Origin of the sequence: Aliiroseovarius crassostreae, from assembly GCF_025137635.1 — a bacterium.
Lineage (GTDB): Bacteria > Pseudomonadota > Alphaproteobacteria > Rhodobacterales > Rhodobacteraceae > Aliiroseovarius > Aliiroseovarius crassostreae.
This window is the reverse complement of the sequence record NZ_CP080772.1, coordinates 2,685,100-2,710,759: the sequence shown is the minus strand read 5'-3', so window position 1 is coordinate 2,710,759 and position 25,660 is coordinate 2,685,100. Positions and strand designations below refer to the sequence as shown.

Below are 25,660 nucleotides of genomic sequence, written 5' to 3'. Positions count from 1 at the left end.
CGGTTTGGGGGATGGCGCGCAAGATACCTAAAGCGTTTAGGACGAGCGAAGCATCCGAGGCCGTTTTTTAACCGCGACGCCGCTTGGAAAGTGCCAGGCTCAAGGCGTCGATGGCAATTTGCTCGGCACCTTCGATATGGCTGATGGATGGCATGATGGTCCCCTCAAACCCTCCCATCTTCAAAGCTGCGGGAACGTCCAATCGCACATGGTCACCCTTCATGGCAAAGAACGGCAGGCAGATTGCGCCGGGTCCCAGGGCCTTGGCCTTATCGCCGATTGATGGTTCCTGTTCCAGAAAGCCAAGTTCGATCGCGAGGTCTGGCAACTCGGCCTGTAGCCGGTCTGTGAACAGGCGGGCCGAGGCGGCAGGGGCGTCACCAAATGCTGACCCATGGGCCACCACCAGCAATTTGTCCGATCCGGTTGCGGCCAGTTCTTTGCGGACATTTTCCGCGGCTACTTTTGGCAGGGACGAAGCCAGACCGTAGGGGGGCATGATGCTGACCACAATCCCAAGCGCCGCTTCTGAAATCCGTTTGATCAGGGCGGTGCGCACGAACCAGCCATCTGCCATGAAAAGGGGGTAAATGACCCCCCCATCTTCCATTTGTGCAAGCTGCGCCTCCAGTTTTCCGGGGGCTGCCAAAGTGGCCGAACGGATCACATGATCCGGGAGAGCCGCCTGAATAACGGCTGCATATTCCGCCAGCGCCTCTTCCGCCGGTTCCGGGTCCGAGGGCTGGCCGTGTGAAACGATCAGCGCCTCGATCGGTGCTTGGTCTTCATCAGTGGCTGGTGCCTTCGGAGAAGGTGATTTTGTTCCAGACATTATATTTCCCTGATGGTTTGCGCATGGGCAGGCGGTTTACGATTTCCAGCGTCTTTGCGTCATAGATCAATACTTCGCCTTTGTCTTCCCAAACTGATACCAGCGCGTGGCTGCCATCCTTGGTGAACTCAACATGGGCCACGGTCGCGCCGGGGACGGGTTGAAGCGTTTTGACGATCTCAAGCGTTTCCTTGTCGATGATATGCATCTTGTCCTTGTTGGGGCCAAAGAACACATCCGCCCAGACATAAGGCGAGTTTTCATGGCTGCGCATGAAGAACCCGGGCCCTTCCGTCTTGATCTGCTTCACGGTCTCCCAGCTTTCCATGTCGATGACAGACACGGTTCCATCTCGTAGATGCGGGGTGGCCATCACGGTTCGGTCCCCGCGTTTCCACGTGATCCCAGACCCGAGATGCGGCATGCCGGGCAGGTCAAGATCAGCGACTTTCTGGCCAATCACCAAATCGATCACCAACCCTCCGGCCCCTTCGCGTGATGCGCCCATCACGTATTCGTAAGACTGGTCAAAGAAGAAATCATCCAGGAAATCCGGCGTGGTGATCCGGCGGATGGGAAATCTGGTTTCCTGTGGAACCGGGCCTTCGATCTTCCAGTCATGGGCTAGCCCGCCGGCAAAATAGTTCATATCCGGGTATTCTGCATAGGACACTTCCCAGATTTCCGGCACGTCCTTCAGCGCCAGAACGAAACTTTCGCGGGGGGGCGCCTGATAGACGGCAGACACGCGCGAGGGGGTGCCATCCTTGCCCACGACCTCATGCACCTCGGCCACTGACAGGTCTTCGGTCGACAGGATGGTCAGTGAATTGGGCAGATAGCTGGCCACCGCAAGCCATTTCCCGTCGCCCGACATGGCGATGTTGCGACTGTTCAGGCCCGCCCGAACCCGGCCAACCTCCTGCAAAGACCAGATGTCATATTTCTGCACCCAGCCATCGCGTGACATGATGAAAACATAATGCCCATCCGGGCTGAATTTCGGTCCGCCATGCACGGCGAAAGGTGTGGCGAAACGATCAAGCCGTTCAAAGGTATCGCCATCCAGAACCGACACGTGGTGATCACCGGTTTCCACCGCCAGCGTGATGTTCATCGGATCGGATTTCCAGACCGGCGCAGGGGCGGCCACATAGTCTTCGTTCAACATGCGGCTGGCCATGATCTCGTCTTTGCCCCAGGGCGGGATCTCATCCAGCGGAGATTTGAGGTATTCCGCCAGCGCCTTGATCTGCTCATCCGACAGGTCTTCGCCAAATCCGGGCATCTGGGTGGCAACGCGCCCTTCGCGGATGACCGCTTCGATTTTTGGTCCCCTCATGCGCTTGAGCGTTTCCGGGATCAAGGCGGGGCCAGCGGCGCCAAGACGGTTTTCCAGATGGCAATCGGCACAATATTCCTTGTAATCCGCGACCGGATCGGCGCTTGCGGTGCCACTCAGCACCAATGCCCCGAGACCGACCAGCCATGCGCGCGAGCGTTTAAAAGAACTGATGTTTCGGGTCATTGCTCTTTCCTCGGAACGGAGTGGTTTCAAGACGTTCGGCATCGGCCACGCCGATCTCGTCATTTGTAAGGTAACAGGCGGGATCTTCCGCCCAGGGATCACCGGTCACCTGCAAGGCGCGAATGCGGGTGTTGCCGCCGCAGATATCCTTGATCTTGCACGCGCCGCAACGTCCCTTCAGTGGGCGCGGGCGGGTGCGCAATGTGGCCAGCATCTGGTCATCGCTGGTCCACCATTCGGAAAACTTCTTCTTCTTCACATTGCCAATGGTGTAATCGGACCAGTAGGTGTCGGGGTGCACATATCCCAGATAGTCGATATTGGCGACGCCCAGACCAGAGGAGTTCCCCCCCCAGGCGGTCAGGTGTTCGCGCAGATTGGCCACCTTGTCGGCGTCAAACCGCTCCTCTGCCCATTGCAGGAAATAGCCCGCATCGGCGTCATTGTTGCCGGTCACGATGTCCAGTGGCTTGTCTTCCGATACAGCCTGCCAGGCGCGTTCCAGCAGCATGTCCAACCCTTTGCGGGTCATCTGGTGATGCGCATCTTCGCCACGGTGCTTGTCGCCCCGCCCGGCGTAAACCAGGTGCGAGAGGTAAAACTTGTCCACCCCTTCGTCGTCACAAAGCTTCAGCAGATCCGGCAGGTGGTGCTGGGTGCCTTCGGTCAGGCAAAAACGCAGCCCCACCTTCACGCCGCGCTTCTTCAGCTCGCGCACACCGCGCACGGCGGCATCATAGGCGCCGTTCACACCGCGGAACCAGTCATTTGTCTCGCCGATCCCGTCGATCGAGATACCTACATAGTCAAACCCGATCTCGGCCACCTTGTCGGCGGTTTCACCAAAGATCTTGGTGCCGTTTGTGGACAGCGCCAGCACACGCACCTTGTCCCGCGCGGCTTTCGCCAGTGGGAACAGATAGGGGCTGTCGAGCGGCTCGCCGCCTGAAAGGATCAGCGCCGGGACCTTGAAATCCCCCAGGTCGTCCAGCACGTTCATGGCCTGCGCTTCATCGAGCTCGCCGGGGAAATTCACATCCGCCGACACGGTATAGCAGTGACGACACCGCAGGTTACACCGGCGGGTCAGGTTCCAGATCACCACCGGCTTCACCATTCCCGAACCGCGGCGCTGGCGCACCGGGGTCGGATTGACAAGTTGGTTCATATATTCGGTCAGGCGGAACATTGGTTCACCCTTTCTTACGAAGCCGAAGCCCCGTCTTTTTCAAAATGCGGGTGGAATAGAGAATGTCTTTGCCGCGCAGCGCGTCACCCAGAATGCTGGTGATTTCGGCGCGTTTCTCTTCCACTTCGCCTGCGGTTTCGCCATGGATCATGGCAAACAGGTTATAGGGCCAGTCGGGCAGTGCCCGGGGGCGTTCATAGCAATGGGTCACGTAAGGAAGTGCGCCGATCTTCTGGCCCAGCTCCGTCAGCTGATCGTCCGCCACATCCCAGACGCTCATCCCGTTTGCGGTCATCCCCAGCTTGTAGTGATTGGGGGCGGCAGCAATGCGGCGGATCACGCCGCTGTCCTTCATCGCGGTGATCCGCTCCATGATTTCGGCTTCATCCAGTCCAAGAATGGCCCCCAGATCAGCATAGGGCGTGGGCGAGAGCGGCAGACCCGACTGGGTTACCTCAATGATCTTGCGGTCTGTTGCGTCGATAGTCATGCCGCCACCCGGAAGCCGATGTAGAATTCCTGCAGTTTGGGGAATTGGTGGACCGTCAGTCCGGTTTCCCCTTCGATCACATCCGCGATCTGGCCAATCCCTTCGGGCGTTTCGCAGGCCAGAACAAACCACATGTTCAGCGAATGCTTGCGTTCATAATTATGCGCCACCTCAGGATGTGCATTGACCTTTGTTAGGACCGCTTCAAATTTGTCCTCGGGCACGGCCATGGCGCAAAGGCAGAAGGCCCCCCCCATGGCAGCGGCATCAAAGAACGGCCCAAAGCGGGTCAGGACACCGGCATCTTTCATGGTGCGGATCCGGTCCAGAAGCTCGGCCTCGGTGATGCCCAGATCGTCAGCCAGCGGCTGAAACGGGCGGTGGGTCATGGGCAGGTCATCTTGCAGCGCGTTGATGATCTGGCGGTCAATCTGGTCCAAAGTCATGCGGGGACCTCCGTATTGCGGGCGCGGTCGATCAGCGCCCCTTTCTGTTTGAAGCAGCGGGTGGAAAAGAGCACCTTCCGGCCCGTGCCGGAAAGCTCAGGCAGGCTGGCCGCCCTCTCAATATTTTCCAACGCCACTTCGCGGGATTTTGCGTGGAACATGGTGTAAAGGCGCCAGGGCCAGACGTCCTCGACCGGGCGACGTTCATAGCAGAGCGTCACGCCCTTTTGCGCGGCCAGTTTCGGGCCGATCTCGCCAATCTGATCTGCGTCCACATCCCAGACCACCATTGCGTTTGAGGACCAGCCCAGTTTGCGGTGGCGCACGATCACCCCCAGGCGTGAGATAAGCCGGGCCTCTTGCAGGATGCGGATACGCGCACGAAGATCCTCTTCGTCCCGGCCCAGTTCGGTGGCAAGGTCGATATAGGGTGTCGCAGAGAGGGGCATGCCCGAGGACAGCGCCGCCATGATCGGCCGGTCGCCCTCTGTCAAAACAGAGCGGTCCACCTTGCGGGCGGGCGGCATTGCCTCACCCTTGCCGGTCAGTTTGAAGCCAAGGTCAATGTTGAACGGGCGCACCAGCCGCAGATCAAGCACCCGCAGCCCGGTGCGTTCACTGATCCGCTCCAGTGCCGCGTCCACATCTGCGCGATCCGGGCCGGTCATGACAAACCAGATGTTCCAGATATCTTCGCGCAGATAGGAGTGATTCACGCCGTCTTCTTCATTGATCAGGGCAGCGATCTCTTCGATCTGGTCTTCGGGTGCTGCCACGGCGGCAAGTGTCGAGGCCGAAACAGTGTTGGGTGCGCAGGTGGCGCCGATCCGGCTGATCTGCCCGTCATCAAGCAGGCGTGCATATCGGCTCAGAACGGCATCTTCGCCAATGCCCAACGCGCTGCCAATGGCCTGAAACGGGCGCTGCGAGAGGGGGAACTCCCGTTGCCACCCGTCCAAGAGGGCGCGGTCAATGTCATCAAAATGGTCCACGGGTCACAGCCCCGTGCGGTGGGCGCGGGCGGTAAAGAAAATGCCTGAAGGGCTGTCGGCTTCAATTTCACGCAACAGCTCAAACGTGCGCGTGTCGTAGATCTTGACCTTGTTTTCATCGCGCACCGAGACCCAGATTTCATTGCCGCGCGGGGTGAATTCCATGTGCAGCACGGCGGGGCCGGGTTTGAATTCGTGAATGATTTCTTTCGAGACGCTGTCGATCACCTGGATCGTGTCATTCAGCGGGTGGGCAAAGTTCACCCAAACCTGCCGCCCGTCGGGGCGCGCCATCGCAAAAACAGGCTGGCCATAGGTTTTGGTGCGCGCAGTTTCCTCAAGCGAGTTTGCATCGATCCAAAGAACCTCGTGATGGCCCACAGCGGGCAACACAAACTCGGCGCCGGTATGCGCCCAGCCTTCGAGGTGGGGCATTTTATAGACGGGCATTTCTTCTTGTCCGCGGCCATAATTCGGCAGCACACGGATCGGTTCGGGTGTCTCATCCCAAAGGTCCAGCGCAGTCAGCCCGTCCTCACCAAACAGTCCGGTGATATAGGTGCGGCCATTGGCAGTGACCAGCGCATCATAGGGGTTTTTGCCCATATCAGGGATCTTGGTGATCTGGGCTTCGCCCCCCGTGGCCACGGCCGACATGTCGGCAATCCAGGTCTCCCCGGTGTCCCACATGGTAAAGACGAAACGGCGACCCGGCGCATCCACAAGGCCAATGGTTTTCGACCCGGTGGGAATATCGGCGACGAGGTCCAGCGTGTCCGCGTCAAAGATCTTCACGCCGCCGGGTTCATAGTTTGACACCGCCACGAGCTTTCCATCGTCAGAGATGGCGCCGCCGATCGAATTGCCCCCCTGAACAACGCGGTTGGCCACTTTGCGCTCGACGATATCGACCTTGGTCAGGCCCCCGTCACGTCCAAACACATAGGCATAACGCTCATCCGGTGAATACACCATTGATGCGTGGCTGAGGTCACCCAGCCCTTCGATCCGGGCAAGGGCGGCGCGATCGGACTGATCGACCAGAACCACCGACCCCTTGGCGCGCTCGATCACCAGCCCCAGATCGCCGGTGGCGATGGTCCTGGTTTCGGCCAGCGCCGTGGTGGTCATCAGAAATGAAAGTGCGAGCGCGGTGCGGAACGGTTTCATTGCGCGTCTCCATTCAAAAGGTAAAGGGCGATCCACTGGGCTTCCTCTTGGGTGATGAGGGGGCGCCATGGCGGCATCGCCGTGTCCGGGATCCCGTCAAGGATCACCATTTCCAGAATGTCCGGGTCGTAATGGGTGAGGTTTTCCGGACGGATATCGGGGCCAAGCCCCCCTTTGAGCGTCAGCCCGTGACAGGACCCGCAGTCCTGGTGCACCAGGCGCTTCAGCTCTTCGGTATTCAGCCCCCGATCCGCACCGGCACTGCCTGCCAATGCGACCGGGGGGGTAAGCGCCGCCAGTGCCGCAATCGCCATTGCGGGCAATAGGGAGAGAGGGGGCAGCGCATTAGCCATTGGCAGAGATCCCTTCGGGCTCCACCTGTTCGGATTGGTAAAGTGAGACCACGCGCCCGATGATAAACAGGGTAGGGGGCTTCAAACCGGCGTCACGGGCATCCTGTGCCACCCGGTTTAGCGTAGAGACCATGCGGCGTTCATCAGGTGTGGTCGCGCGGGAAATCGCAAAAACCGGGGTGGCGGGATCCAGCCCTTCGGTCATGAGACCAACGGCGATCTGACCAATATTGGCCACGCCCATATAGACCACCAGCGTGGTCATCGGATCGGCCAGACGTTTCCAGTCGAGGTCAAGCTTTTCGTCTCTTGCGCGGTGGCCGGTGACATATTGCACGCCGGTGGCCAAATCGCGATGGGTCAGCGGCACGCCGGAAATAGATGCGGCGCCCTGGGCTGCGGTGATCCCCGGAACATATTCGCACTCCACACCCTCAGCGGCCAGGTCTGCCGCCTCTTCGGACCCGCGCCCGAAGATCAGCGGGTCGCCGCCTTTGATCCGGGCCACATTGTTGCCCGCCTTGGCCTCACGCACGAGAATGGCGTTGATTTCGTCTTGGGGCACCGGGTGATTATGGGCAGATTTTCCAACGAAAATCATCTTGGCCTGTTTCGGAGACATGGCGATGATTTCGTCTGAGACCAGCCGGTCATAGACCACGACATCCGCCTCTTGCAGCAGGCGCACGGCCTTCATTGTCATTAGCTCCGGGTCGCCGGGCCCCGCGCCGATGAGATATACTTTACCCGTCATATCTGGTCTCGCTCGTCCTATGGATGGCTGGACGCCGGACCCTCTCCGGTTTGGCGACATGGCTGCCTGTGGGTGGGGGTGAGGGGCAGCGATGAGAACGGAGCCTTTGAGGGCCAGGCTTTATGACCACAGAATTAACGGCTCGTCGGTGTGATTCCTTGACATGTGTTAAGGTGGCCCGGTTTTTGGGCGGCTGCGCTTGTTAACGGTGAAAATATTTCCCCAAAACCGGTTCAATTGCCGGATGTATCAACGGTAATGCGGCCAATCATGTCCTGGGTTTCCCAATGGGGGCCGCAAAGAATCTCCTGCGGGCCGTCGGTCAGGAAGGTGAATTCAAGGAACTCTTCCGGAAAGGCGCGGTCGCTTTCCGGTTCGCCGGAGCCTTTCACGATCACCGAATGGCTGGTGCGTTTGTCCACATTGACCCAGCGGACGGTGGTTCCGAGCGGGACGGTCAGGTCAACCGGGCAGAAGCTGTATTTATACATCTTCACAACCGTCACCCCTTCTTCTTCGGAAGACGGATGGCCGAACAGTTCGACGTATCGCTCTTCGGCTTCGCCGCAGATCTTTGCCATGTCCTTTTCCTTGGCCCAGGTCGGGGCCGCGGCCAGACAGGTCAGCAACAGGATCGGTAGGGATTTCGTCATCTGCATCATTGTTCTCCTGTGGGTGATGAAAAGCCGCTGGGTGGGTCGTCTTCGCATCATAGAACGCTTTGATCTGTGGGAACGCACAGAGAAGTCCAAGTGCAAATCTATACGGGTTTCAGGGAGGTATCAAACAAAACGGGCCCCGCGTGATGCGGGGCCCGGTTGCAGGCCGGAGGGGGATCCGGCCAACCCTCTGGGGGTTATTGTCCAGCCACGTTGATCTGGGCGTCTGCGTTGTCCAGGGCCATGGTGGTGTTCAGCGTGACATGGTGGAAGCGCGCTGAGGCAAAGTCGTCATGGATGGCAAAGCCAACCGTGTAGGTTTTGCCTGCTTCCAGAGCAACGTCGCCTACGGCACCGGCCAGCGGACGGGCGAAGGTGACGGTCCACATACCGCCGGACAGGTTGGCAGAGGCGGTGATCTCACCGTCATTCTGCACCCGGCGATCCAGAAGATAGCCGTTTGAGGCAGAGCCGTCGGCATAGACTCGCATCAGGTCCATAAAGGTTCCATCTGCCAGCATCTGCTCGATCTCTTCCGGTGACTTCAACTGATCCCAGCCACCTTGTGCCTTGCCGCGACGCCCCTTGATCTCGATCTTGGTGCGGGTTTGCGACAGGTATTTGGTGATCGACCCCTGAGCCTGCAGTTGCGCGGCCACAGTATCATTGGCGGCAATCGCATCTGCGCCCGGATCAAACGGCATGTAGGTGTTGTCTGCATGGCAGGTGGCCCAGCAGCCGACCTGATCGCCCATTTCGACACTGTCACCAGAGATCATCATGGCCACTTTGACCTGATTTTCCGGGTCCATCTTGCCACCATCCACGAAGGGGGCGGGGTTGTGACCGGTATCTGCCCAGCTGAGTTGGACATACATGTTGTCCGCATCATGGGCAGCTTTCAGGGTTGCGCTGATGATGCCCGGCTTGCCCGGGATCGGGGTCGGTTCCAGCTCATCTTTCTTGCCGCCACCGCCAGCAACGATCTTGCCGCCGATCGCGTCAAGTTCTTTGGCGTGACAGGTGGTGCATTGATCGCCACCCTGGGTCAGCGGGCGTGCACCGCCGTGCTGTTTACCGTTCTGCACCCATTCAAACGAGGCTTGTCCCGGATAGAACAGGGTCAGGTCGGTCGACGGGACAGCGGCCCAGTCAATGCCGGGGGCCACATCTGCGCCACCGTCGGCTGCTGCCGGGGCTTCCCCAGCTGCCAGCGCGCGCTCTTCAGCCACTGCTGCATCAACTGCCGCGGCGATTCGCGCCTGCAAGGCCTCTTGCTCGGCTGCTTTTGCGGCCTTTGCGGCTTCTGCTTCGGCGGCTTCCTTGGCTTCTACCCGTGCAAGGCTCTCCATATACTCCTTCGGAATTTCACGGATGAAATCCGGGTTCGGAGCCTCGAGAACTTCGAGATATTCATCTTCGGCCCGGTCACGAATGTTCTTGTGTGCGATGCCCTTGTGGCAGTCGATACAGGTCTGACCCGTGGACATGGCGTTCAAGTGCTGTTGGCGTGCACGCGGTCGCTGGAATTCCGGCATCATCGATTCGAAATCGTGACAGTTACGGCATTCGCGCGAGTCGGTGGCCTTCATCCGCTCCCATTCGTTCATCGCCAGATGCAGGCGTTTGGCATCAAACTTCTCGGGGGTCGAGATCGTGCCGGTCAGCTTGCCCCAAACCTCTTTCGAGGCTTTGATCTTGCGGATGATCTTGTGGGTCCAGTCTTTTGGCACGTGACAGTCGGAACAGACCGCGCCGACGCCCGATCGGTTCACATCGTGGATCGTGCCTTTGTATTCTTCATAAACGTAATCCTCCATCTCGTGGCACGAGATGCAGAATGGCATTGTGTTGGTTGCTTCCATGGCGGTGTTGAAACCACCCCAGAAGATGATCCCGGCGACAAAGACACCGGCGATTCCGGCAACGGGCATTCCCCAAAGGAAGTAGCGTCGCCAAATTGGCTTTTTCGGTTCAGCACCGTTGGTCTGGGTCATGTCCCGGCTCCGTTTGGCTGTGTTTGGTTTTGTTGGGCGCGTGAGGGGCGCCAAAAAAAGGGGCGGGCGTAAAGCCCGCCCCTTTATAGGCTCGCCCTAGGGGGCGATGTCTTGACTTAGGTCACGTGGTTCGAACGGTTGTAGACGTTGAACTTACCGGTCGGAGCATAGAGCCCTTTCACGCGGCCGATCTCTTCCAGAGTTTTGGCGTCATAGATGACCATTTCGCCATTCGGCTCTTTCGACGTTGCGCGGTTCCATTTCGAAACCCAAACCTCGGTGCCGTCCTGGTTGAATTCGAAGTGAACAGCAACGTTGCCTTCTTCTTCGGTAATCTGGATCGTTTTCACGATCTCACCAGTCTCTTTCGAGATGACCTGAACCGATTGCTGCACTTCGAGATCCGGAGTTTTGGTCTGGTCAGCCCAGATGTAATCCGAGTTCGGGTGCGTCCGGATGAACAGGCCCGGGCCGTCGGTTTCAACCTCGTAGCAGGTTTTCCAGGCTTTGTCCGGGGTGCCTTCGGGGTCGTTGCCCCAAACGGTCACAGTACCTGCGCCGAGGTGGGTGGTGCCAGCCACCGGACCGCAGTTCGGGTCGTTCCAGTTGGCGCCCGGGCCGGGGTGCGGCAGGGCAGCAGTGTCGATCAGGGCCTCAAGCTTGCGCTCTTTGGTGTCGACAACAACCATTTTGTTCGATGCGTTTGCAGCGATCTGGAAGTAACGACCGGTCGGATCAAAGAAGCCATCGTGCAGGAACTTGGCCGAGTTGATCTTGTCGATGCGCAGGTTGTCCAGGTCCGAGTAGTCAACTTGCCACAGCTGGCCAAGTTCTTTCACGGCAACGATCCAGGTCGGTTCGTTCGGGGTGGTGTAGATGGCTGCCACGCGGGCTTCTTCCACATAGTCACCGTCAACGTTCACACCGCGGGTCGAAACAACTTTCAGCGGTTCCATGGTCATTGCATCAACGATGGCGAAGTGCGGAGGCCAGTAAGCGCCACCAATCACGTATTTACCGTCGCCGGATACAGCCACGTCACGGGCGTCATAGCCAATGGTAACTTCCGAAACCAGCATCTTGTCCGGCGTCTGCCAGAGGTCGATCTTGGTCATTTTGCCGTCGCGGCCCATGGTGTACCAGAAGCGACCCGGGTTTTCCGGCTCTTCCAGTTTGTGGTGCTCAGAGGCTTTCAGCACGTGCACAGCATAACCGGTCGGGATGTGTGCCAGAACTTCTTTGGTGTCGCCGTCGATCACGGCCACCTTGCCTACGTCACGCTCGATGACAACGAAGAAGTTTTCCCAGTTGCGGCCGTGCAGCGGCTCGGTCGGGTAGTCAGCTTCTTCGACATAGACCTTGCGGGTCTGTTTCATCTGAGCAAGCGACATTTCTGGCGGCTTCGGCGGATCCATCTGGATGTAGGTCGCCATGTCCTTGATTTCTTGCTCAGACATGATGTCCGAGAAGTTGTTCATGCCGCCTTCGGTCCCCCAGGAGATGATTTTCTCCAGGCGTTCCTGGCCCAGTTTCAGCGTGCCGCTGATGGTCTCGGTGCCGTCGGCGTTCTTTTTCTTCACAACCGGCTCAAGGCTTTTACCGGTGGCGCCTTTGCGCAGAACGCCGTGACAACCGGCGCAACGCTCAAAGTAGAGTTGTTTCGAAGCTTCAAATGCTTCCTCGCTCAGGGTCGGACCTTCAGCAACAGCCGGCAGAGCGACGCTGCCGAGCAGGATTGCGAAACCGATCCCTAGCGTGTGGCGTGTTTTATTGGTGATTCCAAGTGACATGATCACTCTCCGTTTGCTTGGTAAGGCTGAGGGAAAGATGAGCGGTGGGGCCTTGGTGAGTCTTGACATTTGTCAACGAGGCTAACGAAAATTTGAACTTTCGTGCGTGACCCGGCATTGACCGAAAATCTGGCCAATTAACCGGATCGCGTCACGCGCGCGCGGATAATATGTGTAAACGGCTCCGCCATTTTTCCGACAGAGTGCAGGTATGATGCCAGTTTCCCGTCGATTTCCCCCGATCAAAAAAGTTTCACGAACTGCGACAATCTTGACTTTCGTTAAGAACGCACCGGGGAAAGCTCGTCATGCTGCAGGTAGGTTTACACCGGCCGTGGGGTGAAGTCTTGCGGCCTTCAGCAAGGAGGAATTGATGGGGTCACCCCAAAGGTACGTGGAGCGCTCCGGGTTTGCCCGGTGCAGACGACATAGGCCGATTGTCCCCGCTTCTTTCATCTCGAACACCCCGTCTTGCCACTCTCTCCTGCGATTTCGACCTCCCACACGTCATTCGCGAAATCGAGTTTTACCGGCAGGTTCGTGGGTCAGGCGCCAGCTGGCTGCGTCCCTTGTCCGGCTGGCGCCGACGCATTTTCCGTCCTTCGGGACGCGTTTGTCATCGCAAACACGGAATGCGGCCTCTTCGTTTCCAATCCTGCTGTCTTTGGGTGAGGCCAGCAGCCACCGGGAACGATCATGTGCAATGTCCCGTGAAGGAACGGTCATGGGCGAGCCGCACATACTGCCAGCCGTCTGACTGCATCTAGGTGCAAAATGAGGCCGCTACCGATCTTGTATCGGTGGGCGGCTGGCCTTCTTTTCCCCCTGTTTTAGCCCGCACATGCCCCGTGTCTATCGCACGCCACTTCCCGTGTATTCGTGAAGGGTTTTAAATCTTGGGTTGCGTTGTTTGGGGCAGCTTTTAGGATTGTTCAAAGTTTTTGAGTATAATTTACAATGAAAACGCTCCACGCCCGCCTCAGATCCGTTCTGTTGCTGTTGGCTTTGCCTACGGTGGTTCTGGTTGTTCTGCAGGCCTTTTTTGAACGTCGAGAGGTCCTGATCGGGATCGGTGAACAGGCAGAGCGGACTGCTGGCGCCCTGGCGTTGGAGCAAAAGCAGTTCATGGATGAAGCGCGACAGTTTCTGATGCGGCTGGCGCGCTCCCCGCAGGTGCGGGATGCCCAGCAATGCTCAGCGTTCCTTGCTGAGGTGGTTGATCTGAACCCGACCTATGACAACCTTGCGGTGGCGCGCGCGGATGGGGAACTTTTATGCAATGCCCCTGCGCCGCCCCGCGCTGTCAATGTGCAGGACAGGCCCTATTTTCGTCAGGCCCGGGACCAGCGCCGTTTTTCGGTGTCCATGATGCGGGAGGAGATGCAGGGGGAGCGCGCGGCGGGATTGCCAGACATGACTTTTGCGTATCCGATCCAGTCGGACGGGGCGGATGGGCCGGTTGTTGGCGTGGTGGTTGCGGCGGCCTCACCGAAGCGATGGGCGCCGCAGCGCGATCTGTTAACCGCGCCGAAGGCTGTCATTTCCTATGTGGTTGAGGAGGCGCAACGCGTTGTGGCCCTTGCGCCTCGACGCGGAGAGGTATTGGGGCAAGCCCCGCCACCGCCCGAGGGGGGGCGGGGACAGAACGGGGCCGAGAGGAATGGCGTTGTCGCAGGACCTGATGGTCAGCGCCGCCTGTTTCGCCACGAGCGCGTGTTTGAGGATGATGCGGGGGCCGTGCTTTACGTGGGTGTGGGGCTGCCAATTGATGCCGCACTTGCCGTTGCCAACTGGCGGGCGTTCCTCGGTCTGGCCCTGCTTTTTGGGTTCGGCGGGGGCCTTCTTTGGCTGGTCAGGCATGTGACGCAGCGGGCAATCTTGCAACCCCTGCAGGACCTGAAACAGGAAGTTGCGAATGACGCGGTGTGGGCCCCTCACGCCTCGTGCTCTGCCAATGTGGAGGAGTTCGGCTTTCTGAGTGCCGAATTCGCGAAGGCAAAAGGGGGGCGTCTTGCGGCAGAGAAGGCAGAGCACATGCGCCAGGAACAGCTTGAAGCTGTTCTGGATGCCCTGCCCGATCTCTATTTCCGTCTGGATCGGAATTACCTGGTTCTGGATTACAAGGCCCGGGAACATGATGACCTCCTGTTTCCGCCAGAGGAGTTTCTGGGCCGGAATATGGAGGATCTTCTGCCGTCGGAGGCTGCGCAGAAATTTCGGGAAAACATCGAAAGACACCAACAAAGCCAAGATATGGTCAGTTGGGATTACAGCCTGGATATCAACGGAGAGACACGCCATTTCGAGGCACGCGCCTGCCCTGTTCACGGGGGCCGGGAAACCATTCTCATCGTGCGTAACATTACCAATCGGCGCAATGCAGAGGAGGCAATGCGCCTTGCCGCAATGGTGTATGAAAGCAGCTCTGAAGGTATGATTGTTACCGATGCCGCGCACCATATTCTGACAACCAACCCGGCATTGACAAGGCTGGTTGGGCAGGATGACAAGGCCCTGATTGGCCGCAATTTACGGTCACTCTTGCCCGCCCCGATGCGGCGCAAGCTGCGCAATGGGTTTGCTCGTGCCAGGGCCGGGGGAAAAGGTTGGGGGGGGGAGGTGCAGATCCTGTGTCGTGCCGGGCGATCCATTCCGGTCTGGTTGACGATCAACGCCATTTTCGACAAGACGCATTCCCCTTATCGCTATGTCATTCTGGTGCGAGATATGACCGCTCAGAAGAAGGCAAATGAAACGATTTGGAAGCAGGCGCATATCGATGTGTTGACTGGCCTGCTGAACCGTGCGGCGCTGGGCGAATATCTTGAGGATGTGATCCGGGACGCCAGCGCGGGCCGCAAGGAAATTGCGCTGTTGTTCATGGATCTCGACGGGTTGAAACAGGTCAATGACCGGTTGGGTCATGCGGCCGGCGATCAGGTGTTGAAACGCGTTTCCGACCGACTGCGCAACTGTCTGGATCAGGGGGTGACAATCGCGCGCTATGGAGGGGATGAGTTCATTGTGGTGCTTGATCAGGGCCATATTGCCGAGCAGGCGCAGATTGTCGAAACCTTGCTCGAAGAGATTGCGATCCCGTTCGGGATTGAGAAAGACGTGGTGCATCTGACCGGCAGCCTGGGTATTGCGCGCTATCCGACGGATGCGGTCACCGCAGAAGATCTGATCTCGGCCGCGGATCAGGCGATGTATGTTGCCAAGTCGGGTGGACGGAACCGGGCGGTTCCCTTCAGTTCCGGAATGCGCCGGGCTGCGGTGGAAAAGATGAACCTCGTGTCCGCATTGCAAAAGGCGGTGCACAACAGGCAGATGGATGTCCATTTCCAGCCGATCATTGATTTGAAGACCGGAAAGATCTGCAAGGCGGAAGCCCTGTTGAGATGGCACAGCGACTCACTTGGACAGGTGCCGCCTGCGCAGTTCATTCCGCTGGCCGAAGAAGCAGGGTTGATCGACCGGCTGGGGGATCTGGTGTTTGAGCAATGCTGCGAAGCTTTACCATCATTGCGTCGCTGCTTCGGGCACGCCTTTCAGATCAGCATCAATGTTTCCCCGCTGCAGTTGATCTCTTCCATAAAGGGTTTCCAGAGCTGGCTGCAAAGGCTGGAGGAAAGTGGACAGAGGGGAGATGGGTTCATCATCGAGATCACCGAAAATGCTTTGCTGGAAACGCAAGGCCCGTTGGTGGGCAAGCTGGACACCCTGCAGCGGGCAGGTTTCCAGCTTGCGCTGGATGATTTTGGCAAGGGGTATTCCTCGCTTTTCTATTTCCTCAAATACAAGATCGACTATCTCAAGATTGACCAGGCCTTTGTGCGCGATCTGTCTGGGAATAACACGGCCGAAACCCTGTGCCGATCAATGGTCGAAATGGCCCATCGCCTGAACGTGCAAGTTGTCGCTGAAGGGATCGAAACAGAAAACCAATGCGCCTTTCTGGCACAGATCGGCGCTGATTTTGGTCAGGGCTATCTGTTTGAGCATCCCGTGCCGTTGAAGGATCTTCTGAACAGCCGAGAAGGTGAGCGGGTGACCCGTGTTGCAAAGGCGAAGGCTAAAGCGTTTTGGACCTGACCTGAGGCAGGGGAAACGGCCTTGCCTTAAAGTGTTTCGCCTTATTATTGAGACACAATAATGAGGCGAAACGCTCGAAACCTACTGATGTTGCGGGCGTTTCGAAATCAACTTGTGTCTCAAGTTAATCTCGAAACGCTTTAGCTTTGGTTCGCAACGATTTCGGCCACATCCTTCAGGGACGCGCCGGTATGATGGGGCGTGACATCCAGCTGCTCAAGGGGCAGGCCGTACCGGTTCAGCCAGATCGTCTGATACCCAAACCAGGTTGCGCCACAGGCATCCCAGCAATTCGAGGATACAAACAATATGTTCTCTGCAGGCAGGTCGAACGCATCCGGCCCCAGTTGATAGGTTTCCGGGGCTGTCTTGAACCTGCCGACACTCTCGACGCTCAGCACATGGTCGAACAGGTCTGAAAACCCGGCATTCTGCGTCACCCGTTGCAGCATGTCAGCTGTGCCGTTCGACAGGATGGCAAGCGGTATGCCTTCTGCCTTCAACTCCAAAAGCACAGACCTGTTTTCGGTGAAAGCCTCCAGCCTGTCATATTGCCCCATCAGCTGGTTTCTTGCGTCGGTTGTCAGGTCCAGATCAAGCAGCGCGCAGGTATAGACCAGCGCATCCTGCGTTACCTTCCGAAAGTCCGCATGGCGGTTGCTAAGGGTGCGCAACCGTGTGTATTCGATCTGCTTGTCGCGCCAGATTTGCGCCATCTCGCGCCCTTTTCCCGGAAACAGATCCTCTGCAAGTTTGGCGATTGAAAAGACATCAAACAGGGTGCCGTAGGCGTCGAATATGACGGCTTTGATCTTTTGTGGCATGAGGCCTCCGGTAAAGCGTTTCGAAACGCCGTAAGAGCTATCGATAGCTGGTGCCTTTGAAGGGTAGCGTTTCCGCCCGCTGCAAAGCAATGCTTGTGGTCGAGGTGATCGGAGGGCTCACGCCTCACAGACCCGGATCTCCGTGTGCCAGTCGGCACAACGCGCAGAAAGCTGTTCCGCGACGGGCTGATCGGTGAAGAAGGTGTCGATCTCCTGCAAAGAGGCGATCCGGGCGGGGGCGCTGCGATGGAATTTCGAATGATCCGCCACCAGGAAGGAGCGACGCGCCTTCGACAGAATCACCCGGCTGACATTCACTTCCTGCAGGTCGAAATCCATCATGTCGCCCTCCGTGTCCAGCGCCGAACAACTGGTCACGGTGTAATCGAATTTGAACTGCTCGATTGCGGCGATGGTCAGATTTCCCACCAGACCCGCGTCGGTGCGGCGCAGCACCCCGCCAGCCACAATGATCTCACATTGGGGATTGGCGGCCAGTATTTGGGCAACGTTCAGATTGTTTGTGACCACCAGAAGATCCCGATGCGACAGCAGCTCTTGCGCAACCGCCTCGGTGGTGGTGCCGATGTTCAGGAAAACGGATGCCCCGTCCGGGATCGCCTCGGCGCAGGCGCGGGCAATATCGGCCTTCGCGGTTTCATGCAGGCCCCTCCGATCCGCATATCCGATATTGGACACGCCCGAACTCAGCACCGCCCCCCCATGCACGCGCTCCAGTTTGCCCGCGTCAGCAAGCTCGCTCAGATCACGACGAATGGTTTGCACGGTCACATCAAACCGGGCGGCCAGCCCTTCCACCGTAACCCGCCCATCGGTCTTTGCGATTTCAAGAATATCCGTCTGGCGAAATGAGAGGGACATGGGGGCACCTTTGGTGAGGGGAAGAGCTGGCGCATTGTGCGGGATTGTTCGGATTGTTTCAACCCGCCTGAGTTTCCGGCATATTTTGAGAAAGCCGGCACGATTATCACCAATAACGAACGAAAAGCGCAATAAGCGAAGAAAAGCGAAAAAAGAAGTGGAGAATCGCGCAATCTCGGTGTTAGGGTTTCAGGGATATGAAATAACGGCATCGCAGGAGCCCCCTTGGCCAGTTCTTCCCCCAACTCTTCCACGCCCGAGATCTGCGACCTTTTTGTCATCGGGGGCGGCATCAACGGGGCCGGGATTGCCCGCGACGCTGCTGGACGGGGTTTGTCCGTGATGCTGGCCGAAAAAAACGATCTGGCCTCCGCCACGTCCTCGGCGTCAACAAAGCTGTTTCATGGCGGGCTGCGCTATCTGGAATATTTTGAACTGCGTCTGGTGCGCGAGGCGCTGATTGAGCGCGAAACCCTGCTCAGGGCGATGCCGCATATCTCCTGGCCGATGCGTTTTGTGCTGCCGTATCATGACGATATGCGTTTTGATGCGGAAACACCGGTGTCCCGGCTGCTGCGCATCGGGATGCCGTGGATGAAGGGGCGGCGGCCCGGCTGGCTGATCCGGATGGGCCTGTTCCTGTATGACCATCTTGGTGGACGCAAAATCCTGCCGGGCACCACCTCGATCAACCTGCGTCAGGGGCCTGAAGGCAAACCGCTTCAACACCGCTTTGCCAAGGCGTTCGAATATTCCGATTGCTGGGTTGAGGATGCCCGTCTGGTGGTTCTGAACGCCCGGGATGCCGAAGCGCGTGGGGCGCAGATTCTGGTGCGCACCGAAGTTGTTTCCGCGATGCGAGACGGACCGCATTGGGCCGTGACCTTGCGCGATGGGGTCACCGGGGAAACCCGCGTTCAAAAAGCGCGTGCTCTGGTCAATGCGGGCGGGCCATGGGTCGGGGACGTGATCCAGTCGCGCATCCATGTGCCCTCGCGCGAAAACGTGCGTCTGGTGCGGGGCAGCCATATTGTGACCAAGCGTCTGTTTGACCATGACAAATGCTATTTCTTTCAGGGGCAGGACGGGCGGATCATTTTCGCAATTCCCTATGAGACCGACTTTACCCTGATTGGCACCACGGATCAGGATCACGCGGATCCGGACACGCGCCCGGTCTGCACCGAGGCCGAGCAGGACTATCTGTGCAACTTTGCCTCTCAGTATTTCGAACGCTCTGTGACGCGTGATGACATTGTCTGGACCTATTCCGGCGTGCGTCCGCTTTATGACGATGGGGCATCAAGCGCCACTGCGGCCACACGCGACTATGTTCTGACGCTGGATGATGCAGAGGGCGTGCCGGTTCTGAATGTGTTTGGCGGCAAGATCACCACCTATCGCAGGCTGGCAGAGGCGGCGCTGGAGAAGCTTGCCCCGCATTTTGCGGGACTTCCCGGCAAGTGGACCGCTGGTGTGGCCTTGCCGGGGGGGGATTTTGCCGTCGATCAGGTGGATCGGCTGGTCGAGCTGCTGTGTGCGGAATACCCGTTCCTGTCCGCCTTCTGGGCGCGGCGCCTGATCCGGGCCTACGGAACAGAAGCGTGGCAGGTTTTGGGCAATGCCATCAGCGCAGATCAGCTGGGTGAGGATTTTGGTGCAACTCTGACCGCGCGTGAGGTGACATGGCTGATCCGCAAAGAGTTTGCACGCAGCGCGGAAGACGTGATCTGGCGACGCAACAAACTTGGCCTGCGTTTAAGTGAAGATGAGATCTCCCGGCTCCAGAACTGGATGGAAACCTATCTGGCAGCGCCCGCGCAGAGCGGATGAAATCAGGGTTTGGGAAAATATCCCGCCCGGTGTAAACCCATAAGGAACAACAGAAAACAGTCGAGGTCTCCATGTCACATATTCTGGCGATTGATCAGGGCACCACCTCCTCGCGTGCCATTGTGTTTGATCAGGCGATGCGTGTGCAGGCTGTGGCGCAACAGGAATTCCCACAGCATTATCCTGCTTCCGGCTGGGTGGAACATGATCCGGCAGACCTGTGGGAGAGCACTCTGACAACCTGCCGTGAGGCTTTGGACACGGCGGCGGTTCCCGCAGCGGATGTTGCGGCGATCGGGATCACCAACCAACGCGAAACCACCCTGGTGTGGGACCGGATCACCGGCGCACCCGTCTATAACGCCATTGTCTGGCAGGATCGGCGCACCTCGGCTCTGTGCCAGACCCTGCGTGAGGATGGCCATGAGGAGATGGTGACAGGGCGCACCGGCCTGCTGCTGGATCCCTATTTCTCGGCCACCAAGCTGGCGTGGATCCTGGACAATGTTGATGGTGCGCGGGCAAGGGCAGAAGCAGGTGAGCTTCTGTTTGGCACGGTGGATTGCTATCTGATCTGGAAGCTGACCGGTGGCAAAAGCCATGCCACAGATGCCACCAATGCCGCGCGGACACTGCTTTACGATATCCACAAAGGGCGGTGGAGCAAGACCATCTGCGCGCTTCTGAATATCCCGATGGGCATGTTGCCCGAGGTCAAGGATTGCGCGGATGCGTTTGGTGTCACTGACCCCGCTTTGCTGGGGGCCGCCTTGCCGATCCTTGGTGTGGCGGGGGACCAGCAGGCCGCGACCGTGGGGCAGGCCTGTTTTGAACCGGGGATGATGAAATCCACCTATGGCACCGGATGTTTTGCGTTGCTGAACACTGGGGAAACGCCGGTCCGCTCCGGGAACCGCCTGCTGACCACCATTGCCTATCAATTTGATGGAAAGCCAACCTATGCGCTGGAAGGGTCGATTTTTGTGGCGGGTGCGGTGGTGCAATGGCTGCGCGACGGGGTGAAGCTGATTGATCAGGCAGGTGATACGCAGGCATTGGCTGAGGCGGCAGACCCGGCGCAGGACGTGGTGCTGGTGCCGGCTTTTGTCGGGCTTGGTGCGCCCTATTGGAACGCTGATTGTCGCGGTGCGGTCTACGGGTTGACCCGGAATTCCGGGGCGGCGGAACTGTCCAGGGCGGCGCTGGAAAGCGTGGGGTATCAGACCCGCGATCTGATGCAGGCCATGGTGGCAGACTGGAGCGGCGATGGCGGTGATCAGGTGCTGCGCGTGGATGGCGGGATGAGTGCGTCGGACTGGGCGATGCAGTTCCTGTCCGATATTATCGGCGCCCCCGTGGATCGGCCGGAGGTGCTGGAAACCACCGCTCTGGGGGTTGCATGGCTTGCGGGTATGAAGGCGGGCATCTACCCGGATCAGGCGGGATTTGCTCGGGAGTGGGCGTTGGAGAAGAGGTTCACCCCGGTGATGTCCAGCCAGGAACGGGAGGCAAAATACGCCCGTTGGAAACGCGCTGTGGCGGCAACATTGTCGGTCTGATGTCAGGCAAACCGGGCGCGGGTTCGATTGGCAAATCCCACCAGTGACAGCATCACCGGCACTTCAACCAACACACCGACCACCGTGGCAAGGGCTGCTCCGGAATGCAGGCCAAACAGGCTGATTGCAACGGCCACCGCCAGTTCAAAGAAATTTGACGTGCCGATCATGGCACAGGGGGCGGCAATGCGGTGCGGCACTTTCAGCGCATAGGCGGCGCCATAGGCCAGGGCAAAGATGCCATAGCTCTGGATCAGGATCGGCACGGCGATCAGCCCGATGACCAGAGGACGTGACAAGATCACCTCCCCCTGCAGGCCAAACAGGATGACAACGGTGGCAATCAGCCCGATGATGGAGATCGGTTTCACGCGGGCAATGAAGCGGCTGATCGCTTCCTCAGATCCCAACGCCCGGCGGGTGATCAGCCCCGCGATCAGTGGCAGCACCACGTAAAGCACCGTGGCCAGAACCAGGGTCTGCCAGGGGACCGTGATTTCGGTCACGCCCAGCAAAAACGCCACGATCGGGGCAAAGGCCACCACCATGATCAGGTCATTCACGGAAACCTGCACCAGCGTGTAGGTGGCGTCGCCGCGGGTGAGTTGTGACCAGACAAACACCATTGCCGTGCAGGGGGCGGCCCCCAGTAAGATCAGCCCGGCCGTGTATTGGGCGGCGTCTTCGGGGGTGATCCACGGCGCAAAGACATAATCGAAAAAGAGAACCGCCATCAGGGCCATGGTGAAGGGTTTGACCAGCCAGTTGACCACAAGGGTCACGATCAGGCCTTTCGGCTGACGGGCCACGCCGGCCACGGCTCCGAAATCGACACCAACCATCATCGGATAGACCATCGCCCAGATCAGCACGGCGACCACAAGATTGATCGAGGCGAGCTCTGCACCCGCCACAATTCCGACAAGGCCGGGGGCGATGGCGCCCAGTGCAATGCCACCTGCCATTGCCATCGCGATCCAAAGGGTCAGGTAGCGTTCGAAAAAACCCATGGCACTTTCGGTGGGCAGGCTGTTGTCGCTCATGGGGGCTCTCCAAACGGGTTAGGTGGTCGCGTCTGTCGCAATAGGAGGCGCACCCCGTCCGGGTCAAGGCCCTATGGTGGCCGGGCCGGAGTGGCCTTGGGGTGGGTGTGAAAACGACCCCATGAGGCGGGGTCGTTTTTCTGTGGTCATGTTGGGGTCAGGCCGGGGTCAGGCGGCGAGCCCTTCCAGTTCCCGTTTTTCGCCGCGCTTGAAAAAGATGTAATAAAACACCGGGGCTGCGACCAGCGTGAGCACCGAGGCGAAGGCAAGCCCTCCCATGATTGTGATCGCCATCGACACAAAGAACGCATCCCCCAAAAGCGGCACCATGCCGAGGATCGTGGTGATTGCCGCCAATGCCACCGGACGCACCCGCGAGGCCGAGGCGTCGATGATGGCCTTGCGCATGGGCACCCCGTCTTCGCGCACCAGATCAATCTCTTCCACCAGAACAATGCCGTTCTTGATCAGCATGCCCGACAGGCTGAGCAGCCCCAGAAGCGCGGTGAAGGTAAAGGGCAGCCCGGTGCCAAGAAGGCCAATCACCACCCCGTTTACCGACATCGGCACCAGAAGCCAGATGATGATCGGCTGGCGGATCGCGTTGAACAGAAGGATCGAGATCATCACCATGATCAGCAGGCTGATCGGCAGTTGCTTGCCAAGGCTTTCATTGGCCTTCGAAGAGTTCTCAAACTCGCCGCCCCACTCCATCGAATAGCCAATCGGCAGATCCATGGCCTCAACCGCGGCGCGGATTTCGCTATGAACCGATGCGGCGGTCAGGTCGGCAGGGATGTCGGCCCCAACCGTGATGGTCGGCACGCGGTTCCAGCGGTTGAACTGGGTGTTCTCGACCCGAAGGTCAAACCCGTCCGTGACCTGCTCAATCGGCAGATACCCCCCCTTGACCGAAGAATAGACCAGTTGGTTGTTCAGGTTGTATTCGCCATCTGCGGGCCTGCGTGAAATGATCGGGATCAGCCGTTCGCGTTCACGATAGGTGCCCGCGCGCACCCCGTCGGTTGAAAAGGCCAGGGCCTGTGCGATGTCATCGCGGCTGACGCCCGCAGATTGTGCCCGGTTGGTGGCATAGATCGGGGTGATGGTCAGTTCCTGTTCGCGCCAGTCGATACGCATGTTCAGCAGGTTGTCAGAGGCGTCACGCATCACCTGTGCGGTCTGCTCGGCCAGGTGGCGCAGCATTTCGGGGTCACTCCCGGACAGGCGCACCTGAATGGGGGCACCGCCGCCGGGGCCAAAGATCAGCCGTTCAACCCGGAATTCCCCTTCGGGGAAGGTTTCCGCGCCGAAGGTTTCCAGCCGTTGGCGCAACGGGGGGATCTCGGCGATGCTTTCGGTGCGGATGATCAGGTGCCCGTAGCCCGGATTTGATTTCCCGGCATCATAGGTGAGCATGAAACGTGTCGCCCCCTGACCCGCATAAGAGGCAACCGAGACCACCTCGTCCTGCGCCAGCAGCCAGTCCTCCATGACCTTCAGATCGTCCGAGGTTTTCTGGATCGAACTGCCCTGTGGCAGCTGGTAACGGACAAAGAACAGTGGCGTGTTGGAATTGGGGAAGAACTGCTGTTTCACCAGCCCAAAACCTGCATAGCAGATGACAGTTACGGCAATCAGACCCGCGACCACCAGCCATCTCAGGCTGAGTGCCCAGTCGAGTGACGCCTTGTAGATGCGGAAAAACGGGCCGGAAAAGGCGTCATCCGCGCTCTGATTTCCGTGTTTGAACAGAAGATGGCCCAGATAGGGGGTTACGGTCAGGGCCAGCACCCAGCTCAGCATGAGCGAAATGCCGATCACGGCAAAGAGCGAGAACAGAAACTCGCCGGTGCTGTCCGGGGACAGGCCGATGCCGGAAAAGGCCATGATGCCAATCACGGTGGCCCCCAGAAGAGGGATCTGGGTTTTCTTGGCGGCATCGTCTGCGGCCTGACGCGAATTGCGCCCGCGCAGCATCGAGATCTGCATCCCTTCGGCCACCACAATGGCATTGTCGACCAGCATCCCCATCGCAATGATCAGGGCGCCCAGCGAAATCCGTTCCATCTCGATGGAAAAGAGCCACATGAACATGATGGTGCCCACCACGGTCAGCAGCAGCGTGGTGCCGATCACGATTGCCGCCCGCCAGCCCATGAACAGGCCCAGAACCACAATCACGATACCCACCGACATGGCAAGGTTGACCAGAAAGTCGTTGGAGGCCTGTTCGACCACCAGATGCTGTTGGTAAATCGGGTGCAGTTCGACACCATAGGGGATGTCCGCATCCAGTTCCGCCAGCTTGGCGTCAACCTTGTGCCCCACCTTCACGATGTCTTCGGTTTCCAGCCCGGCCACGGCAAGGGTAAAGCTGTCCTGCCCGTTGAAGCGGATGATCTGGGACGGATTGGCGTCTCGTGCACGTGTCACATCCGCAAAATCGACGAGGTTCAGGAGCTCTCCATTCACCCCCACGCTCAGTTCGGCAATGGCCGAGACCGTATCGGATCCTTCCGGCGTCTCAAGCCGGGTTCGATTGGTCGGGCCGCTGATCGCCCCTGCGGACGCAACCGAGTTGGCATCACTCAGCGCGCCGTTGATCGCATTGGGGGGAATGCCCTGATTTGAGGTCAGTGTCATGTTGGGTTCGACATAGATCACTTCTTCAGGAAGCCCGGAGACATCAACATCGGCCACCCCGTCAACAGTCAGAAGCTCTCGTCGCAGAAATGTGCCCAGCTCATGTAATTCCGCATCAGAAAACCCCGGTGCAGTGACCGCAAAATACAGCCCGAACACATCACCGAAACTGTCATTGACCATCGGGGTGGAGACCCCCTGAGGCAGGCCACGTGCCGCATCCCCGACCCGGGCGCGCAGCCGGGTCCAGATCGCAGGCAGTTCATCGGCCTTGAACGTGTCGCGGATCTCGACGTCGATGCGGGAAATGCCGGGCTGGTTGTCCGAGGTGATCTTATCCACCTCTTCCATTTTCTGGATGGCGCTTTCCAAAGGTTCTGAAACCTCTGTGGCGACCTGTTCGGCGCTTGCGCCGGGATATTGGGTAATGACCACCGCCTGTTTGATGGTGAAGGCCGGATCTTCCAGCCGCCCAAGGTTGAAGAACCCGTAGATGCCGCCAAGCAGCATGGTCAGGATGACAAGCCAGGTGTAAAGCGGCTTGTCGATGGATGCTTTAGCAATATTGACCATGGGAT

General features: G+C 58.9%; 19 protein-coding genes. 3 read left to right on the top strand and 16 right to left on the bottom strand.

The genetic code is table 11. The annotated features are described in order from the left end of the window. Positions 1–67: 67 nt before the first annotated feature. From K3J57_RS12975 to K3J57_RS12915, 12 genes are all read right to left on the bottom strand, one after another. Positions 68–832 carry a CbiX/SirB N-terminal domain-containing protein gene (locus tag K3J57_RS12975; RefSeq protein ID WP_259785108.1) on the bottom strand — a complete coding sequence of 255 codons (765 nt, stop codon included), beginning with the start codon at positions 830–832 and terminating at the stop codon, positions 68–70. Beyond that, on the bottom strand, positions 789–2,360 hold the full coding sequence (locus K3J57_RS12970) for a nitrite reductase (RefSeq protein WP_259792268.1): 1,572 nt from the start codon (positions 2,358–2,360) through the stop codon (positions 789–791). The genes K3J57_RS12975 and K3J57_RS12970 overlap by 44 nt, the downstream gene beginning before the upstream one ends. Next, entirely contained in the window at positions 2,335–3,549 is a 1,215-nt protein-coding gene (gene nirJ / locus K3J57_RS12965; RefSeq protein WP_055192833.1) for a heme d1 biosynthesis radical SAM protein NirJ, read from the bottom strand. Before nirJ ends, K3J57_RS12970 begins: the two co-directional genes overlap by 26 nt. 4 nt (positions 3,550–3,553) lie before the next feature. Next, on the bottom strand, positions 3,554–4,039 hold the full coding sequence (gene ahbB, locus K3J57_RS12960; RefSeq protein WP_259796217.1) for a siroheme decarboxylase subunit beta: 486 nt from the start codon (positions 4,037–4,039) through the stop codon (positions 3,554–3,556). After that, a complete protein-coding gene (locus tag K3J57_RS12955; RefSeq protein WP_173486818.1) occupies positions 4,036–4,485 on the bottom strand; it encodes an Lrp/AsnC family transcriptional regulator in 450 nt (149 codons plus the stop codon). The genes ahbB (K3J57_RS12960) and K3J57_RS12955 overlap by 4 nt, the downstream gene beginning before the upstream one ends. Beyond that, the gene (gene ahbB / locus K3J57_RS12950) at positions 4,482–5,477 is read right to left on the bottom strand and encodes a siroheme decarboxylase subunit beta (RefSeq protein WP_259796215.1); all 996 of its coding nucleotides are present in this window, start codon (positions 5,475–5,477) and stop codon (positions 4,482–4,484) included. Before ahbB (K3J57_RS12950) ends, K3J57_RS12955 begins: the two co-directional genes overlap by 4 nt. A 3-nt stretch (positions 5,478–5,480) precedes the next feature. Then, positions 5,481–6,647 (bottom strand): cytochrome D1 domain-containing protein, encoded by a 1,167-nt coding sequence (locus tag K3J57_RS12945; protein ID WP_259792259.1) that lies wholly within the window; start codon positions 6,645–6,647, stop codon positions 5,481–5,483. After that, a complete protein-coding gene (locus tag K3J57_RS12940) occupies positions 6,644–7,000 on the bottom strand; it encodes a c-type cytochrome (RefSeq protein WP_259776011.1) in 357 nt (118 codons plus the stop codon). Before K3J57_RS12940 ends, K3J57_RS12945 begins: the two co-directional genes overlap by 4 nt. Then, on the bottom strand, positions 6,993–7,754 hold the full coding sequence (gene cobA / locus K3J57_RS12935) for a uroporphyrinogen-III C-methyltransferase (RefSeq protein ID WP_173486815.1): 762 nt from the start codon (positions 7,752–7,754) through the stop codon (positions 6,993–6,995). The genes K3J57_RS12940 and cobA overlap by 8 nt, the downstream gene beginning before the upstream one ends. A 233-nt stretch (positions 7,755–7,987) precedes the next feature. Next, on the bottom strand, positions 7,988–8,416 hold the full coding sequence (locus K3J57_RS12930) for a cupredoxin domain-containing protein (protein WP_254449734.1): 429 nt from the start codon (positions 8,414–8,416) through the stop codon (positions 7,988–7,990). A gap of 194 nt (positions 8,417–8,610) precedes the next feature. Continuing rightward, positions 8,611–10,410 carry a NapC/NirT family cytochrome c gene (locus tag K3J57_RS16060; RefSeq protein WP_311196485.1) on the bottom strand — a complete coding sequence of 600 codons (1,800 nt, stop codon included), beginning with the start codon at positions 10,408–10,410 and terminating at the stop codon, positions 8,611–8,613. Positions 10,411–10,526: 116 nt separating this feature from the next. Further along, positions 10,527–12,200, bottom strand: a complete 1,674-nt coding sequence (locus K3J57_RS12915; protein WP_259785098.1) for a cytochrome D1 domain-containing protein — start codon at positions 12,198–12,200, stop codon at positions 10,527–10,529. A gap of 957 nt (positions 12,201–13,157) precedes the next feature. Between K3J57_RS12915 and K3J57_RS12910 the strand changes: the two genes are divergently transcribed. Next, on the top strand, positions 13,158–16,295 hold the full coding sequence (locus K3J57_RS12910) for a bifunctional diguanylate cyclase/phosphodiesterase (RefSeq protein ID WP_259796213.1): 3,138 nt from the start codon (positions 13,158–13,160) through the stop codon (positions 16,293–16,295). Positions 16,296–16,435: 140 nt separating this feature from the next. Here the strand turns inward: K3J57_RS12910 and K3J57_RS12905 are convergent, their stop codons facing one another. Both K3J57_RS12905 and K3J57_RS12900 read right to left on the bottom strand, forming a co-directional pair. After that, positions 16,436–17,119 (bottom strand): haloacid dehalogenase type II, encoded by a 684-nt coding sequence (locus K3J57_RS12905; protein WP_259796211.1) that lies wholly within the window; start codon positions 17,117–17,119, stop codon positions 16,436–16,438. A 117-nt stretch (positions 17,120–17,236) separates the two neighbouring features. Further along, the gene (locus K3J57_RS12900; RefSeq protein WP_259796209.1) at positions 17,237–18,001 is read right to left on the bottom strand and encodes a DeoR/GlpR family DNA-binding transcription regulator; all 765 of its coding nucleotides are present in this window, start codon (positions 17,999–18,001) and stop codon (positions 17,237–17,239) included. Between the two features lie 225 nt (positions 18,002–18,226). Here K3J57_RS12900 and glpD point away from each other — a divergent pair, with 225 nt between their 5' ends. Together glpD and glpK are read left to right on the top strand one after the other, a co-directional pair. Then, entirely contained in the window at positions 18,227–19,834 is a 1,608-nt protein-coding gene (gene glpD / locus K3J57_RS12895) for a glycerol-3-phosphate dehydrogenase (RefSeq protein ID WP_259796207.1), read from the top strand. Between the two features lie 71 nt (positions 19,835–19,905). After that, positions 19,906–21,393, top strand: a complete 1,488-nt coding sequence (gene glpK / locus K3J57_RS12890) for a glycerol kinase GlpK (RefSeq protein ID WP_259796205.1) — start codon at positions 19,906–19,908, stop codon at positions 21,391–21,393. A 2-nt stretch (positions 21,394–21,395) separates the two neighbouring features. On the opposite strand, the gene arsB is transcribed toward glpK, so the two are convergent. Next, a complete protein-coding gene (arsB, locus tag K3J57_RS12885) occupies positions 21,396–22,403 on the bottom strand; it encodes an ACR3 family arsenite efflux transporter (RefSeq protein WP_375542844.1) in 1,008 nt (335 codons plus the stop codon). A gap of 201 nt (positions 22,404–22,604) precedes the next feature. Then, positions 22,605–25,655 carry an efflux RND transporter permease subunit gene (locus K3J57_RS12880; protein WP_259796203.1) on the bottom strand — a complete coding sequence of 1,017 codons (3,051 nt, stop codon included), beginning with the start codon at positions 25,653–25,655 and terminating at the stop codon, positions 22,605–22,607. Between the last annotated feature and the right edge of the window lie 5 nt (positions 25,656–25,660).